Here is a 15,939-nt window from a genome sequence, read left to right as displayed (position 1 = left end):
CTTCACCTTCGTGTCTCTGGTGTCTCGATACATGCAAACCTCGCGCCACCTCTCAACTTGTTCAGCGTAGCCCTAAGTGGCAGCAATCAGTCTTGACTTGACGATGGGCACGGAGACGTGAACGGCCGCTGATGGCCGATGTGCGTCATGGTAGCGGGGGCGGTGGTGGGCACTGAGCGGACTGAGACCTTGGGACCTTACCTCGACTGGTCTTTCAGTACTCGCAGCGCCAAGTAGGCTACGCAAGCGCCGAGGGCCGTCCAAAACAGGTGGTAGGCAACATGGCCGGCAGGCACACCAAGTGCTGCCTTCAAGACTTGCGCCAGACCGTTGCGGAGCGACGAGATGGTTGGCGACGGCGGTGCCAATGTGACGGCCGCCCATGCGCTGAGCAAACTCAAGCCGGCTCCCACAACGAAAAAGAACCAAGCAGCAATCTTCGCTTCGCGCACGTTGCCTCCTCCTCGAATGTCCACTTCTGGCCGATTGCCGAAGTCTAGCCGGCCTTGCACCCGCCTGGCCAACCTGGCAACTAGGAGCCGCAAAATCAACGCCTAGCTGCATCAGATTGCGCGTGTCCAAGAGAGCCGATCCGGGTGCCCAGGTCCTACCGTTCCCGCTGTCCAAGAGAAACCGAACTGAGTGTCCAGTAGCGACCGAAATACGCAAAGCATGTGTCCTACCTAAAGGTTCCGAGTCAGTGGTCTAGGCGCTTCGAGCGAATGTCGGGAGATGAACCGCTGGAAGATTTGATGCCGATCCGACCAAATGATGTCGAGCACTTCGTCCAAAAGGTGGCGGTTCGGCTGCTCCGGGAGTCCGATGAAGATCGTCGCGTTCAAGAGGTGGTTCAACAATGCATGCGGTCATCGCCTTGGCGCGCTATGCAGGAGCAGGGGTTTGATGTGTTGATGCGGATCGTCGGTATAAATGTGTTGCACACCAGGATCCGCACCCTGGCGTGTGAGCGACTGCTGGAAATTGCTGACGGCCCTGTGCAGAGCGCCGATGCGGCCCTGCAGATGGCGTTGAACCTGCTGGCATCCGGAGATGGGGATCGGTCGGGTGCGCAGGCATCGCGTGTCGACGATCTTCTGGATCTGGCCCGGGTTGCACTACCCGGGACCCATCGTGAACCGCTGTTGCTGGCTACTGAAGCAAATCAGTTACTTCGCAAGGGGCAGTTCAAGGCAGCCCAAGATCAGTATCGGAAGGCGCTTGGAGTCTGTTCGAGTTGGGGCTGCGGGAGGTTGCGAGGTGAAATTGCCCGCGATCTGCTTGCCTTGGAGGTGGCCGATGCCGCGTTACCGACAGAAGAGCACTCCGCGGCGGGCAAGTACTACCGAAATATGGTGGCCTTCGGTATGTTCGAAACTGTGGCACCAAGCCTTGAGGACGCCGCCCTCTTGGCCTACGATTACTTCTGGAAGGTTCTATTCAAGCCCTATCGAGATGCACCAAATATCAAGGCTCCTCAGAGGGTCAGGAGCGAGGAGCTGCTCTCTCAGCTCGCTAGCGCGGTCATGCGGGACAGTGCATTCAATACCCAGGCTTGGCTAGATCAGAATCGAAAGGTTCTTTCAAGGCAGCGCTTGCGAGACGTGCGGGGTGATTCGGCGCTCACATTCCTTCTGAAGTTCATGGCCAACCTGCGCGACGTGGCCCCACTGGAGATCATTGAACGCATGCGGTCGTTTTTGCTGACACTTATCGCAGCATGGCCGGAGCAGATCAACATGAAGGACTTCAAGGCGCAAACAGCGCTCATGCTGGCGGCCAATGACGGCGAAGTAAGCATCGTTCGCCGTTTGCTTGCGGGTGGGGCAGATGTTGATGTGCAGGATTATCTGGGCCGCACGGCGTTACACGCCGCAGTGACCGGCGACTCACCGGAATGTGTCCAACTCGTGTTGGCTGAAGGGCCAAACATCCAAAATACGACATTTGTTGAGTCCCAGTCCGCTCTCCACACTGCCGTTCGAATCGGAAATGTTTCCGTCGTCAGCGCATTGGCGCAAGCCCTGCCGGACTTACTGACTTCTACGAACGTGAACGGGGACACGCCCGAGGCCGAAGCGCAAAGAGTGCTCGACCACTACGATCAGTACTGCTCCATGATGGCCCGCCAGACGAGTCGTAAACCGGCGACACGGTCGGCAATGATGGCTATCGTGGCCTTGCTGCAGAGCCTGGATCTTGCGAGTGTGGATGGTAGGTTACTTTCTGCTCACGCTAACGTATAGGTTTGGAGGCCGAGATATGACTCATGTCGGAAGCGAAACTAGGTGTTCGAAATGCGAGTTCCTTTTTCCTGAAGCCAAAGCTGTCGCAGAGGCTGCTGCGCTTGTTGCTCAGCCGTGCCCGTCCTGCGGAGGATTTGGACTCATTGTCGATGTCTCGATTATGGAGACAGTGACAGTGATGGATGGCCATGAAATGCAGCTCAAGCGTGTTGGAGTTAAGAAGCCTGTCGTGGAAAGTTTCTCAAAACCTAGCCTTTCACGAAAGCTAGAAAAGCACGTGTATCACGAACGCCTCATAGATCGAGAAAACAACCTTTATCACGAGAAAATCACCGATTACCAAAGTGGCGAGACCATCCACGAACAGAAAGAACCTCTCACCGATCATGTGGGTCATGGCTCTGCTAAAAATCCTGCGGGCAAGTGATCAGTTTGGGGTGCACACGTCAGGCTTTATGCGCCGAATTTCACAGTTCATGAATTCGACATCGACAAACAGTTTACTTTGGTGCCAATGATCCTAAGGCCAGCCGTGAAACTGGGGGAAGCCCATTGACTCGGCAAGCCGCGTCTGCTTTGACACCAACTTTGCGTAGCATTTTCGATTCAGCCAGAGCACCAATCGCCTGCCGCAATCAATCTAGCCAAATCGAAGAGAGCGGAAACTACAGGCCCCTATTTGCTGATACTCCGAAGCTTTTCGCGGGCTTACGCGATGCGTTCCATAAACGGCGCAGGCCCCCCTGGACAACGAGTGTCGGAAGACAACGAGATGGGCCATGATGAGGGTTTCACATTTCACTCCACATGGGAGGGCCACTTGAAAGCAAATTTACTCCGCTCAACTACGTCGGACCCTTACGGCAGTGAGGCACAAACAACGGATTTGTTGCGCCGTGGTGCCGTATTCAGGCGACAACGCATCAGTGCCTCGGACATGGTCACGACCAATGAAGCTGCTGCACTCAGCGGTAGATCACGCCTAGAGGTTATCTCTTGTATCAAGAGCGGCCGGTACATTGGGGTGAGGCACTTGAGTCGCGGCTTCAAGGTCCCAAAATGGCAGTTTGAGCCCTTCGCGTTTCCAGCGATCCAAGCAATCTCTCATGCTTTGGGCACAACAGATGGTTGGAAAATGCTCTCGTTTTTGGAAACACCTCATGAAGCACTTCACGGGCTGACACCGCGCATCGCAATGGAGCAGGGTGTGCCTTGCGCACGCATCGTTGACTTGGCGACAGCAGCAGGGCATTGAGTTCTTGGACCACGGCCCAAATCACGCTACCCATCTTAAGATCCTCGCCGCCCTGCAACGTTCGACCGTTTCCACACAGTGTCTAGGTTCGGCTGGGCAATCACCCTACTCCGGACTTCTTTGTGTCAAGACCGATGCAGTTCCAAATTAGGGGGTGTCACCGGCCAACCTGTAGAGAACTCAACGAGGCTCATCAATTGTTTGAAGAGTGGCGATACGTAGGCGGCCTGCGATCCCACCTTGATGGGTAGTTGACCCCCAGCTCCAGGGCTAGACTTCAGGAATCGGCCAGCAGCAGTCACCTGAGATTCCTGTCGGAAACGGTCGCTCAATGACCTCTTTTGAATATACCCAGAGCAATCATGATGCTAGGATATGCGGGTGTAAAGATATTATTTTCATAGATTGGGTATGTAATGTATAGAATCTTGAGGTGCTTTGTATTGATAGTTGGTTTGGTTTCGTTAGCTGGTTGTGCAGCGTTGGGTTATTTTGATAATTCTGAGTTTATCAAGGCACTTAACGCTAAACCCAAGCAATGCCAAGCGGCATACCAAATGTTGGCAAAGTCCTTTACAGGGAGCACTGATGAGATCACTCACCGAGGGATCTGGGAGCTAAACTGCGGAGATCGAGCGCGGGGGCAAGAGTATCTAAGTCGCGCTGCAATGGCGGGGGATAGTTACGCCAAGACTGTCTTGGTGAATCGTGGTTTACCGCTGCCCGAGCCGGAGATCTATCCCTCCACGGGTGGTCGCCCTGCAATTGACGTCTATATCAATAAGTAGTGGGGTGGCGACGCTCCCACACTTCTCCAAAGGCAGTGAGAGCGATGTCGCATTCGTTCTATCGTGTCCCGGCAGATACGAGGAGCGAGCAGGGCATCCGGCTGCAGGAAACACTGGGAAGAACCTGCAACGACTCCTTGATCGTCTAGGCCCCAGAATCTCTTTGCCTCACTTGGTTCGTGCCCACATTACGATAACTAACGCTTGGTCCGAGATTGAGTACCAAGAGAAGACTGGTAGATCCGAGGCCACTGACGCAGAGGTGAATCGGCCTGACAATATAAGGCGTTTGGCAGACGAGCTTAAGCACGTATCCACATTAGTTGTCTTTTGTGGCGCGAAAGCCAAGCTTGCTTGCCAGCAGCTAGTAAAACATAATTCACTGCCTAGGACAGTCAAGATAGCTTTTGCGCCTCACCCCGGTGGTCTCGGTTTGAATAATAGTATTATTTCTGATATAGCCAATCGGCCCATTGTCGAGGCAAACGAGCAGCGACGCCGCGGCCGCCTCGATAGCGTAAAGGTGATACAAAGGGAAAATACAGATCTTCGAATTGAAGTTATTGTTGAATCCCTGTTGCAAAGTCTAGCGAACGTAGGGGAATAATGGCCCGTAATCGGAGTGGAGCCTCGTAGGCGTTCAGATGTCGCACTATTCGCATCATTGCATGCGCCTCGACTCTAGTATCCAAGGTCCCCTTAGCTTGAATGTTGGACGTCTACTTCGGGCCCGAAGCAGACATCGACTAATTGCCTGGCTGCACTCTGCATCACGTAAATTCGTCCAATCCAAACGTCATTGCCGCCAAAGCTCTAACGCTGGCTTCGCTCTATTTGAGGTCACACTTTGCCCGCGCGCTCGAGAATGACTTCAACCTTACCCGCCAAGTATCTCTTTCTTTCAGAGTCTTCAAGGCCAGACACAATCGCCTCAAGTGATTTTATGTGCTGAATATTGGCTTCCGAAGGATTTTCCTGCGCAAGATAAATGTACGGAACCTCAGAATCACCGCGCAGAGTCCACTCTGGAACTGGTTCGCTCCATCCGTGAAATGGAATCATTGACTTCCAGTAAGTTAACTCGTCGCCGGGACCGTATGCTCTCTCTGCAAGAGATATCAGCTCGAGAGCCCGAGTACTCGCGATTGCTTCAATATCTACCCCGACCTTGAGCGCCCATGCATATCCAAGGCTCATGCAATTAAAGTAAAGAACAATTAGATTCAAGAAATCTTGAAGCTCTGCCCCTCCCGATGTCAACAGCTCTTCATACAAAATGATGGCTTCACGAACGCGCCTCTCCTTATCGGCATGTCTTGCGGAATTCATTACTCAGCACTCCCATTGACTAGAATCTACACGCTCGGGCAGAGTCACAGCGAGGCACAACTGGAAGGAGTGCATATTCTAATGACCTTACCAATGACGGCTTCTGGCCGATTGCTGAAGTCTAGCCTTATAGGTGTTGAGCAGCTAACCATCAAAATGAGATGCTAGCCACGTCCGTCAAGGCCCCAAACTTCCAACTTCCGCCACGACACGGTTCATTTCCTCAATTGAGACAACCTTGGTAGGTTTGCCGAGCATGCCCTTCAAGTCGGACAGAGAACGATGGCGGCCACCAAGAGAAATTTTCCCCGTTCAAGTTCTACGAACTCGACCCGATCTCCTGCATGAAGAGAGAGCGCTCGCCTCACCTTTGCGGGAATAGTTAATCGTCCTTTTGATCTGACTGTTGCGGCTGCCATCAATTGACTCCGATCTATTCGAACCTATCAACAGAATACCTTTGGAAAGCCTTCAGTACGTTGGAGTCGAATCACTGGTTCCAGTCTTGGTGAAGGGAAACAGCAAAGCGCTACGGCTGCTCGTAACCAGTTGCTGAAGTCTAGCCTTTGGTCTGGCGTGCGGCTACCCATCAAGATGGGATCGGCGGTCGTTTGCCACCAAGCCCAACTGGTAAGTAGTCAACAATCCATAGACTCCTGGGAGTCCTCATGGGTAGCCAAGGAAGCCCGCTGAGTTCGGTGCGGAACTTGATGTCCAAGAAGTCTGAAATACGCAGGCCACTCGACATTCTTAGAAACGCGCTGCACCATGTACCCATGCACATGAAAATGGAGAGGTGATGTTTCCCCCCTCGGAGCAACCACTCTTGAATGCGGCTCCACCGGAAAGCTACCGCCTTCTGAGTCTTGATGAGTTGGCGTGTCTCGGCGGAGGCCTGGCGAGTGCGAGCGGGCTTGCGACTGAAACCGAGCATCTGCTGGTGATCAGCGCGGGTCGAACTGGGGAGTTGAAGTACCCAGCTTTCCAGGTTGACGGCCGGCTCAACGAAGTTGCTTTTGCCAGAGCGCGTGCACTCTTTGCTACCTCTTCCCTGCCGGATCACAGTCTATGGGACTCCCTCCGCACGCGGTACAAGTCGCTCGGCGGTATGAGCGGAGTCGACTTTCTGCTGGGTTACTTTCACCCGGATGTTGCGGCCATGACTGATGCCGACAGAAATGACCACTTCGAAGAGATCTTGCAAGAAGAAGTTTGGCGGGCCCATCAGTAGGGCCACTGCATAACGACCTATTTTTTCCTCTTGGAACAGCTCGGAGCGACGCCTGAGATCGTGTTTTGCTTTTGAATTTGAGATCTGTAGTCAACACACATTTCGGATGGCCAGCCACCGACGGACTTTGCAGTACGGTGGCGGAGGCGTCGCAATGAAAGATCACATATTGCGACGAACTTTGGCGCGTACAGCGAGCCTTGGAAAATCAACACGTTAGCTCAAAGGCGCCCGACGAACTTTATTCCCTGCAGTCACCATTCCTCAGGCTCTTTCGATCTTCCTGTTCTTCGAGCACACGGCCTCATGGGCCAGGAGATGCTCGATAAACGCCTTGACCGCCGGTGAGAGTTTTTGCTGTGGCTGGTGCAGCAGCAGAACCTCTCGCTCGATGATGGGTTGAGCCAAGCGGCGCCAGGTCAGTTGTTGTGGATTGGCGAGCGCAACGGCATATCCGGGAACAATGGCCACCCCATAGCCCGCATTGACCAGCCCGAGCAGTGTGCCCACGTAGGTGGCCTCGAACGCGGGCGTGAGCGACATCGAGGCCGCCTGGAAGCCGCTCTCGGCGAGATCACGAAACACGCTGCCCCTGGGCAAGGTCAGGAGGGGAAGACCCTTCAAGTTCCGCCACTTGAGGCCCTTGAATGCGTCCAGACGGTAGGGGTCTGCTTTCGGGTAGACCGCGACCAGCGACTCTTTGAACAGCAGGACTTTTTCAAACTCGTCCTGTGTCTTGGGAAACGTTCCGATGCCGATGTCGGCGGTGCCGGCCCGCAGCTGGGGCAACACCTGATCGGGCAGCGAGTCCTTCAGCTGCAGGTCGACACCGGGATAGCGCTGCTTGAAGCCCGCCAGGATGGGTGGCAGCAAGGTGCCGGACAGCACCAGGGGAGCCGCCACCACGACACGCCCCACCTCCTTGGCGAGAAGCTTGTCCACGTTTCCCAGGGCGTGCTCGAGGTCGAGCAGGATGCGCTCGGCGCTGCCCAGAAACTCGCGGCCGACGTCGGTCAATCCGATGCTGCGGGTGGTCCGATGAACGAGGCGCGTGTTCATTTGCGACTCCAGCTCCCGGATGAGCAGGCTCAGCGCCGACTGGGTGACGTGCATGGCCTGCGCAGCCCGCGTGAAGCTGCCCATCTGTGCGACGAAGACAAAGGCGCGCAATTGACGCAAAGTCACATTCATGATTTAGGACAATATATATATTGAAAATATTCGATTGAATGATAAATCGAATGCTTCTCTAATGCGGGACACATTCACAAGGAATAACGAGATGAAAAGAGACAAGCGGCACTTCATGGCATGGCTCGCCGCCATCGCACTGGCTTCACCCCTTCAAGTGCTGGCACAGGATCGCTTCCCGTCCAAGCCGGTGAGGATCGTCATCGGGTTCACGGCAGGCAGTTCGACCGACGTGGCCGCGCGCGTGCTGGCACAGGCACTGAGCCAGTCCTGGGGCCAACCGGTGGTGGTTGAAAACCGTCCTGGCGCCAGCAGCAACATCGCGGCGCGTGGCGTCGCGACATCGGCGGCCGACGGCTACACGCTGTTTGTCGGCACCATCGCCAACACCATCAACGCCAGCATGCAGCCTGCAAGTTCGGTGGACATTTCTCGCGAATTCCTGCCCGTTGCGATGCTGGGCAGTGTGCCCAACCTGCTGGTTGTCACGCCGTCCCTGGGTGTGGACAACTTCCAGCAACTGGTGACCAAGGCGAAGGCCGATCCCGGGAAGATTTCCTACGCCTCGTCCGGCAATGGAACGTCGCCACACCTGTCCGGGGAACTGTTTGGCGAGATGGCCGGCGTGAAGCTGCTGCATGTGCCTTACAAGGGCAGTTCCAACGCCGTGACGGACCTGCTGGGTGGGCAGGTTCAGGCGATGTTTGCTCCCGCTTCGACGGTGCTCCCGCACATCCGCGCGGGAAAGCTCAAGGCTCTGGCTTCCACGGGGCTGCGCCGCGCAGACATGTTTCCTGATCTGCCGACCGTCGATGAACTGGGCCTCAAGGGCTATGAAACTTCGGTGTGGTTCGGCATCAACGCACCCGTCGGTACGCCACCTGCAGTGATCGAGGTGCTTCGCGCGGGCATTCAGGCAGCGCAGGACACCGCGGATCTGCAAGCCCAGTTCAAGGCCCAGGGCATCGAGGTGGTTAAACGTGGTCCCCGTGAATACGGCGACTACATCAAGGCCGAGACCGACAAGTGGTCGCGGCTCATCAAGAGCGCGGACATCAAATCTGAATGAACCGCACAGCCGACCTGAAAGAACCCTGAAATGCCGAAGCTGAAACTGGCCGAATGCCGCCGATTCATGGATGCCGCGATCGAGAAGGCTCAAGCGATGGGTGTGCCGGTGTCCATTGCCATCGTGGGCCCGGAAGGCCACCTGATTGCGCTGGAGCGCATGGATGAAGCGGGGTTCATCACCCCCGATACGGCCCGCAGCAAGGCGTTCACCGTGGCCGCTTTCCGCTCCATGAGCCCGCGCTTTCCCGATGGGCTGGTGATCCAGCAGTGGTTCAAGGAGCGCAATCCACAGATGCTGGTCAACGCATCGGTCTTCACCAATGGGCAGATCGTGGCGTCTGGCGGCTGCGCGCCCATCTTCCATGGGGACGACATGGTGGGGGCCTATGGCATCAGTGGAGCCACATCCGGGCAGGACGAAGAGATCGGCGCCTATGCACGCGCCAAGGTGGGCTGGGCGCACCAGGCCACGACCGACCTTCTTCCCGAAGACGCCAAGCTGCACATCAACGAGATCTACCGTCAGGTGGGCCTGACCGACCGCATGTTCTGACGCAGAAAGGGCGCACCACCGCACCCTGTGCGGGGTGGCCCGATCCGTACTTCCCGAGGCCATGGCATTCCCGATTTGTCGTGGGAAGGCGTCGCCGTGAGCCATCGCAGTTCTCAATTCCCTTCCCGATCAGGAGCATCGATGAGTCATCCGAATCCCCCCGCGCTGGATGCCCGGCTGCTCGAAAAGGCCATCGGCCCCTATGCCGATGGGCAGCCCAGCCAGGACGAGCGAGGCAAGGTCTACCGCGAACTGCTGGGCTTTGTGCCGCCGCGCATCCGCTCTCGCTTTCAGATCACCGGTGCCATTGATCCTCGCATCCTGGATCTGCAGGAGGCTGCGCGAACGCACGCGATGTATCCCGATTGCTTCGACCAGAAGACGGTGCAGCTCATGATCTTTGGCATGCTGTTGATGGACCTGAGCGATGCGGCGACCATCCATGGTGTGGCCGCCAGGCGCGCTGGCGCGAGCTGGCAGGAACTGCAGGCGGTCATCAGCATGTGCTACCTGTTCCGCGGGTTGCCAGCCGCCAATCGCGGGGCCGACATCCTGGCCGAGCTGGTTCGGCGGGAGGACACCGCTGCGGAGTCCCCGAAGTGAGTTCGCCCACCTGTCAGGGGCCGGATCGCCATCTGCGCAAACCCCGCTTTTCGATGCCCGAAGGTGCGGTGGATTGCCATGCGCACGTGTTCGGTCCGCAGGCAACCTACCCCTTTTCGTCCGAGCGAAGCTACACGCCCGAAGACTGCTCGGTGGCGCAGTACGAAGAGCTGCTGGGCATGCTGGGCATCGACCGTTGCGTGCTCGTGCAGGGAGGCCCCCATGGCGTGAACAACCGCGTCACGCTCGATGCCATCCAGCATCTGGGTCCGCGTGCTCGTGGGGTCGCCGTGATCCGGCCGGGTCTCGATCGAAACGCCCTGCAGCACCTGCACGATGGTGGCATGCGAGGCTGCCGCATCTCCAGCGTGGTGCGCGGCGGTGCGAACTTCGATCACCTTGAAGCCCTGGCGCAGGAGACCTCATTTCTCGGCTGGCACCTGATGCTGCACCTCAAGCAATCGGAGGAGCTGGTGGCGCTCATGCCCAGGCTTTTGCGCCTGCCGTGCGACATCGTGCTCGATCACCTGGGACATGTGTTGGGCAGCGAAGGGCTGCAGGCGCCTGGATTTGCCTGCGTGATGGAGTTGCTGGCCACGGGGCGATGCTGGGTCAAGCTGGCGAGCCTTTACCGCTCTTCGAGCGAGCAATACCCGCACCTCGACATGCAGCCATTGATCCACGCGGTGGCCAGCGCCTACCCGGATCGCGTGATCTGGGGGACCAACTGGCCGCACCCGATCTACAGCGGACCGATGCCCAACGATGCCGACCTGGTGGACCTGATCCCGAGCTGGACGCCAGGCGCAGAGGCGCAAGAAAAGATGCTCGTGACCAACCCGGCACAGCTGTACGGATTCTGACCACAACACCAAAGGAGACCACCATGCGATTGAACCGATTCTTCAAAATCCTGAACCTGTGCGCAGGCGCAGCCTTGCTGGCCACGACGCTGGGAGCAGCGGCTCAGACCTTCCCGGAGCGCCCGATCACGGTGGTCGTTCCCTTCCCTCCCGGAGGCACCACGGACATCCTGGCCCGGGCGGTGGCCGAGGGCATCGGGCGCGAGCTCAAACAATCCGTGGTCGTCGAAAACCGGGCTGGCGCGGGTGGCAACCTGGGCACCGAGGCGGTGGCCCGTTCACGACCCGATGGATACACCCTGCTGGTGACGACGGCCGGACCATTGAGCATCAATCCGCACATCTATCAGCGCCTGGGCTTTGATCCTCTGAAGGACCTGGCGCCGATCAGCCTGCTGGCGTCGGTGCCGATCATGCTGGTGACCCATCCGGCGCAGCCCTACAAGACGCTGGCTGAGTTCATTGCCCATGCCAAGGCCAATCCGGGCAAGTTGTCTTATGGCTCGCAGGGCAATGGAACCACGAGCCATCTGACGATGGAGCTGCTCAAGAACCAGGCCGGCATCAGCCTTGTCCATATTCCCTATCGGGGCAGTGCGCCCGCGGCCAACGACCTCATGGGCGGTGCCGTGCAGGTCATGTTCGACAACTCGCCATCGACGCTCCCGTTTGTGGAAGCCGGCCGCATGCGTGCACTGGGCGTCGCCAATGAAAGCCGGGTGCCTGCGATGCCGTCCATCCCGGCCCTGGCTGAGACGGTGAAAGGATTTGAGGCGGTGGCCTGGTTTGCCATCGTGGCAGCAGCCGGCACGCCACCGGATATCGTTGCGCGCCTCAACGCCGCCACCAACGCCACCCTCAAGCGCCCGGACGTGGTGCAGCGTTTTGCGGCTTCAGGCGTCACGCTGACGGGCGGTGATCCGGAAACGCTGGCCCGCTTCATCCGCACGGAGAGCGACAAGTGGGGCAAGGTGGCGCGTGACACGGGCGTCAAGCTCGATTGAAGACAGCGCGATGCCCATCATCCAGATCACTCTCGTACGAGGCCGCGACGCGGCGGCTGTGAGCGCATGCGCTCGCCAGGTCGCGCGCACCGTGCACGAAACCCTCGGTGCGCCCCTGGAGACCATCCGCGTTCTGGTCAACGAATTGCCCGCGTCGCACTGGGCTGTCGGTGATCGCACGCGCGAAGAGATCGACAACGAAAAGGCGCGAAACGCCGCCGCCGGAAAGCCCCAATCATGAGCATGACCATGACACCCGAGCAGCGTGCCCAGGCGGCCAGATCGCTGCGCGATGCGAGCATCGACAGGCAGTTCATTGCGCCGCTGCGCGAAACCTATCCCGGCATGACCGTGGAAGACGCCTATGCCATCCAGACGATCAATGCCGATGTCCAGATCGCCGCAGGCCGCCGCATCGTGGGGCGCAAGATCGGACTGACCTCCCTGGCCGTGCAGAAACAGCTCGGCGTGGATCAGCCCGACTACGGCGTGCTGCTGGACTCGATGCTGTATGGCGATGGCGAGCCCATTGCCATGGATTCGCTGCAGCAGCCCAAGATCGAAGCTGAAGTCGCGTTTGTGATGGGACGCGATCTGGCGTCCGGAAGTCCCAGCCAGACAGAGGTGTTGTCGGCCATCGAGTACGCATTGCCTGCCCTGGAAGTGGTGGGCAGCCGCATTGCGGACTGGAACATCCGGCTGGTCGACACGGTGGCCGACAACGCCTCGTCCAGCGCCTGTGTGCTGGGAAACACGCCCATGCGCCTGGCCGGGTTGGATCTGCGCCTGGCCGGCATGGCGTTGATGCGACGCGGGGAGCCGGTCTCCACCGGGGCGGGCGTGGCCTGCCTGGGTCATCCGGTCAACGCCGTGGTGTGGCTTGCCCGCACCATGGCGCGCCTCGGTACGCCGTTGCGCTGTGGTGACGTGGTGCTCTCGGGTGCGCTGGGCCCGATGGTGCCGGTAGCAGCGGGGGACGTTTTCGACTCGTTCATCCACGGTCTGGGCAGCGTGCGTGCCGTGTTCAACAAGGAGGGAGCATGACCCGCATCGAGGAACTGGCTCGTCGTCTGGACGACGCAGCGTTGAACGCCTGTGCGATTGCGCAGATGGATCCGGAGAATCGCCTGAGCATCGAAGAGGCGTACGCCATTCAGGCGGCGTCCATCGCCCGCAGGATCGAGCGCGGCGAGACGCGCGTGGGCGTCAAGATGGGCTTCACGAGTCGCGCCAAGATGCTGCAGATGGGGCTCTCGGATGTGATCTGGGGACGGCTCACAAGCCGCATGCAGCTGGAGGAAGGTGGAACGATCGACTTCGCCTCCTTTGTCCGGCCCCGTGTTGAGCCGGAGCTTGCCTTCCTGCTCAAGCGGCCGCTGCGTGGGAACGTCACCGCCGCTGAGGCGCTGGCGGCCGTCGAGGCGGTGGCACCTGCGCTGGAAATCATCGATTCGCGCTACCAGGATTTCAAGTTCACGCTGCCCGAGGTGATTGCGGACAACGCGTCGTCCAGTGGCTTCGTGATCGGTCCCTGGAACGCCCCGTCGACCGACGTCGTCAATCTGGGCCTGGCCTTGACGATCGATGGCCGGTTGGTGCAGGCGGGTTCCACGGCGGCATTGCTCGGGCATCCACTGCGTTCGCTGGTGGCCGCAGCCAGGCTGTCTGCCGCAGCTGGCGAGCCGCTTCAGGCAGGCTGGATCGTGATGGCGGGTGGCGCCACGCCGGCTGAATGGATTCTTGCCGGACAGCATGTGAGTGTCGAGATGCAGCATCTCGGCAGCGCAAGCTTCCATGTGCGCTGAAAAGGGAACACGCATGACTCGAAAACTCAAGGCCGCCATCATCGGCAGCGGCAACATCGGTACCGATCTGATGATCAAGATCCTTCGACATGGCGAGGCCATCGAGATGGGTGCCATGGTCGGCATCGACCCCGGCTCCGACGGACTGGACCGCGCTCGCCGCCTCGGCGTGGCCACCACGCACGAAGGCGTGGAGGGCCTCACGCGCCTGCCGGTGTTTGCCGATATCGACATCGTGTTCGATGCCACCAGCGCAGCCGCGCACGTGAAGAACGACGCCTTCCTGCGTGGGCGCAAGCCCGGCATCCGCCTGATCGACCTCACGCCCGCGGCCATCGGCCCGTACTGCATTCCGGTGGTCAATGGCGACGCACACCTCGACGCGCTCAACGTCAACATGGTCACCTGCGGCGGTCAGGCCACCATCCCCATGGTGGCGGCGGTCAACCGCGTGGCCAAGGTGCTGTACGGTGAAATCGTGGCGAGCATCTCCAGCAAGAGCGCGGGCCCCGGCACGCGCGCCAACATCGACGAATTCACCGAGACCACCTCGCGCGCCATCGAGGTGCTGGGCGGCGCGACCAAGGGGAAAGCCATCATCGTGCTCAACCCGGCCGAGCCCCCCTTGATCATGCGCGACACGGTCTACACCCTCAGCGCACTGGCCGATGAAGCGGCCATCTCCGAATCGGTCGAGCGCATGGCCGCGGCCGTGCAGGCCTACGTGGCGGGCTACCGCCTCAAGCAGAAGGTGCAGTTCGATCGCGTGAAAGGCTTGCGCATCCCCGGCGTGGGCGACGGCCTCGAAGGCCTGAAAACCTCCATCTTCCTCGAGGTGGAAGGCGCCGCGCACTACCTGCCGGCCTACGCCGGCAATCTCGACATCATGACCAGCGCCGCGTTGCGCACGGCTGAGGGCATGGCCCGAAAGGCACTCGCATGAACAGCAAGAAGATCTACATCTCCGATGTGACGCTGCGCGACGGCAGCCACGCCATCCGCCACCAGTACAGCGTGGCGCAGGCCCGCCAGATCGCGCAGGCGCTCGACGAGGCGAAGGTGGACTCGATCGAAGTGGCCCATGGCGACGGCCTGCAAGGCGGCAGCTTCAACTACGGCTTTGGAGCCCACACCGACCTGGAGTGGATCGAGGCCGTGGCCAGCGTGGTCAAGCACGCGAAGATCGCCACCCTGCTGCTTCCTGGTATCGGGACGATCCACGACCTCAAGGCCGCATTTGATGCAGGCGCACGCATCGTGCGCGTGGCCACGCACTGCACCGAGGCAGACATCAGTCGCCAGCACATCGAGTACGCACGCCACCTGGGCATGGAGGCGGTGGGCTTCCTGATGATGAGCCACATGCAGACGCCCCAGGGCCTGGCGCAACAGGCGAAGCTGATGGAGAGCTATGGCGCCACCTGCTGCTACGTGGTGGACTCCGGTGGCGCACTGGGCATGAACGATGTGCGCGACCGTTTCCGTGCTTTCAAGGACACGCTCAAGCCCGAGACGCAGACCGGCATGCACGCGCACCACAACCTGAGCCTGGGTGTGGCCAACAGCATCGTGGCGGTGGAAGAGGGCTGCGACCGCGTGGATGCGAGTCTTGCCGGCATGGGCGCGGGCGCAGGCAACGCGCCGCTGGAGGCGTTCATCGCTGCGGTGGACCGTCTCGGCTGGAACCACGGTTGTGATCTCTACCAGTTGATGGACGCGGCCGATGACATCGTGCGGCCGCTGCAGGATCGGCCGGTACGTGTGGACCGCGAAACGCTCGCCCTCGGCTACGCCGGCGTGTATTCCAGCTTCCTTCGCCACTCGGAGGCTGCCGCCAAGAAGTACGACTTGAAGACGGTCGATATCCTCGTGGAGCTTGGCCGCCGCCGCATGGTCGGAGGCCAGGAGGACATGATTGTCGACGTTGCGCTGGACCTGCTGGCGACGCAAAGGCAGGCGCGCGCGCGGTGATGAGTCGGCGTGATCCGCAGATGAACATACAC

The 15,939-nt window shown here is 59.4% G+C and carries 17 protein-coding genes; 14 read left to right on the top strand and 3 right to left on the bottom strand.

Translation table 11 applies throughout. The features are described 5' to 3' along the window. The first annotated feature begins 722 nt into the window (after positions 1–722). The 3 genes from ACTIF6_RS23700 (at position 723) to ACTIF6_RS23690 (ending at position 4,893) form a co-directional block, all read left to right on the top strand. Entirely contained in the window at positions 723–2,243 is a 1,521-nt protein-coding gene (locus tag ACTIF6_RS23700) for an ankyrin repeat domain-containing protein (protein WP_439590211.1), read from the top strand. Positions 2,244–2,259: 16 nt separating this feature from the next. Further along, on the top strand, positions 2,260–2,670 hold the full coding sequence (locus ACTIF6_RS23695; protein ID WP_439590210.1) for a hypothetical protein: 411 nt from the start codon (positions 2,260–2,262) through the stop codon (positions 2,668–2,670). 1,536 nt (positions 2,671–4,206) lie between these two features. Next, complete coding sequence (locus tag ACTIF6_RS23690) at positions 4,207–4,893, top strand: uracil-DNA glycosylase family protein (protein WP_439590209.1); 687 nt, start codon at positions 4,207–4,209, stop codon at positions 4,891–4,893. Between the two features lie 233 nt (positions 4,894–5,126). Here the strand turns inward: ACTIF6_RS23690 and ACTIF6_RS23685 are convergent, their stop codons facing one another. Both ACTIF6_RS23685 and ACTIF6_RS23680 read right to left on the bottom strand, forming a co-directional pair. Further along, on the bottom strand, positions 5,127–5,615 hold the full coding sequence (locus ACTIF6_RS23685) for a hypothetical protein (protein ID WP_439590208.1): 489 nt from the start codon (positions 5,613–5,615) through the stop codon (positions 5,127–5,129). A gap of 263 nt (positions 5,616–5,878) precedes the next feature. Continuing rightward, entirely contained in the window at positions 5,879–6,034 is a 156-nt protein-coding gene (locus tag ACTIF6_RS23680) for an AbrB/MazE/SpoVT family DNA-binding domain-containing protein (RefSeq protein WP_439590207.1), read from the bottom strand. A gap of 380 nt (positions 6,035–6,414) precedes the next feature. On the opposite strand from ACTIF6_RS23680, the gene ACTIF6_RS23675 reads away from it, so the two are divergent. Next, positions 6,415–6,846 carry a hypothetical protein gene (locus ACTIF6_RS23675; protein WP_439590206.1) on the top strand — a complete coding sequence of 144 codons (432 nt, stop codon included), beginning with the start codon at positions 6,415–6,417 and terminating at the stop codon, positions 6,844–6,846. Positions 6,847–7,110: 264 nt separating this feature from the next. Here ACTIF6_RS23675 and ACTIF6_RS23670 read toward each other — a convergent pair whose 3' ends face one another. Beyond that, positions 7,111–8,037, bottom strand: coding sequence for a LysR family transcriptional regulator (locus tag ACTIF6_RS23670; protein ID WP_439590205.1), 927 nt, complete (start codon positions 8,035–8,037; stop codon positions 7,111–7,113). A gap of 91 nt (positions 8,038–8,128) precedes the next feature. Here ACTIF6_RS23670 and ACTIF6_RS23665 point away from each other — a divergent pair, with 91 nt between their 5' ends. The 10 genes from ACTIF6_RS23665 to dmpG all read left to right on the top strand — a co-directional run bounded on the left by ACTIF6_RS23665 (position 8,129) and on the right by dmpG (position 15,907). After that, positions 8,129–9,106: a Bug family tripartite tricarboxylate transporter substrate binding protein gene (locus ACTIF6_RS23665; RefSeq protein ID WP_439590204.1), complete on the top strand. Its 978-nt coding sequence runs from the start codon at positions 8,129–8,131 to the stop codon at positions 9,104–9,106. Positions 9,107–9,136: 30 nt separating this feature from the next. Beyond that, positions 9,137–9,661 (top strand): GlcG/HbpS family heme-binding protein, encoded by a 525-nt coding sequence (locus tag ACTIF6_RS23660; protein WP_439590203.1) that lies wholly within the window; start codon positions 9,137–9,139, stop codon positions 9,659–9,661. A 141-nt stretch (positions 9,662–9,802) separates the two neighbouring features. Then, complete coding sequence (locus tag ACTIF6_RS23655) at positions 9,803–10,264, top strand: carboxymuconolactone decarboxylase family protein (protein ID WP_439590202.1); 462 nt, start codon at positions 9,803–9,805, stop codon at positions 10,262–10,264. Continuing rightward, positions 10,261–11,127: an amidohydrolase family protein gene (locus tag ACTIF6_RS23650; protein WP_439590201.1), complete on the top strand. Its 867-nt coding sequence runs from the start codon at positions 10,261–10,263 to the stop codon at positions 11,125–11,127. Before ACTIF6_RS23655 ends, ACTIF6_RS23650 begins: the two co-directional genes overlap by 4 nt. A gap of 23 nt (positions 11,128–11,150) precedes the next feature. Next, positions 11,151–12,131 carry a Bug family tripartite tricarboxylate transporter substrate binding protein gene (locus ACTIF6_RS23645; RefSeq protein ID WP_439590200.1) on the top strand — a complete coding sequence of 327 codons (981 nt, stop codon included), beginning with the start codon at positions 11,151–11,153 and terminating at the stop codon, positions 12,129–12,131. A 10-nt stretch (positions 12,132–12,141) separates the two neighbouring features. Then, positions 12,142–12,372, top strand: a complete 231-nt coding sequence (locus ACTIF6_RS23640; RefSeq protein WP_439590199.1) for a tautomerase family protein — start codon at positions 12,142–12,144, stop codon at positions 12,370–12,372. An 8-nt stretch (positions 12,373–12,380) separates the two neighbouring features. Further along, entirely contained in the window at positions 12,381–13,175 is a 795-nt protein-coding gene (locus ACTIF6_RS23635; protein WP_439590212.1) for a 2-keto-4-pentenoate hydratase, read from the top strand. Next, entirely contained in the window at positions 13,172–13,936 is a 765-nt protein-coding gene (locus ACTIF6_RS23630) for a 2-keto-4-pentenoate hydratase (RefSeq protein ID WP_439590198.1), read from the top strand. The genes ACTIF6_RS23635 and ACTIF6_RS23630 overlap by 4 nt, the downstream gene beginning before the upstream one ends. A 13-nt stretch (positions 13,937–13,949) precedes the next feature. Continuing rightward, positions 13,950–14,879, top strand: coding sequence for an acetaldehyde dehydrogenase (acetylating) (locus ACTIF6_RS23625; RefSeq protein WP_439590197.1), 930 nt, complete (start codon positions 13,950–13,952; stop codon positions 14,877–14,879). Then, complete coding sequence (dmpG, locus tag ACTIF6_RS23620) at positions 14,876–15,907, top strand: 4-hydroxy-2-oxovalerate aldolase (RefSeq protein WP_439590196.1); 1,032 nt, start codon at positions 14,876–14,878, stop codon at positions 15,905–15,907. Before ACTIF6_RS23625 ends, dmpG begins: the two co-directional genes overlap by 4 nt. Positions 15,908–15,939: the final 32 nt, after the last annotated feature.

The organism is Hydrogenophaga sp. (assembly GCF_051860785.1).
Lineage (GTDB): Bacteria > Pseudomonadota > Gammaproteobacteria > Burkholderiales > Burkholderiaceae_C > Hydrogenophaga.
This window is presented reverse-complemented; position numbering and strand designations above follow the sequence as displayed.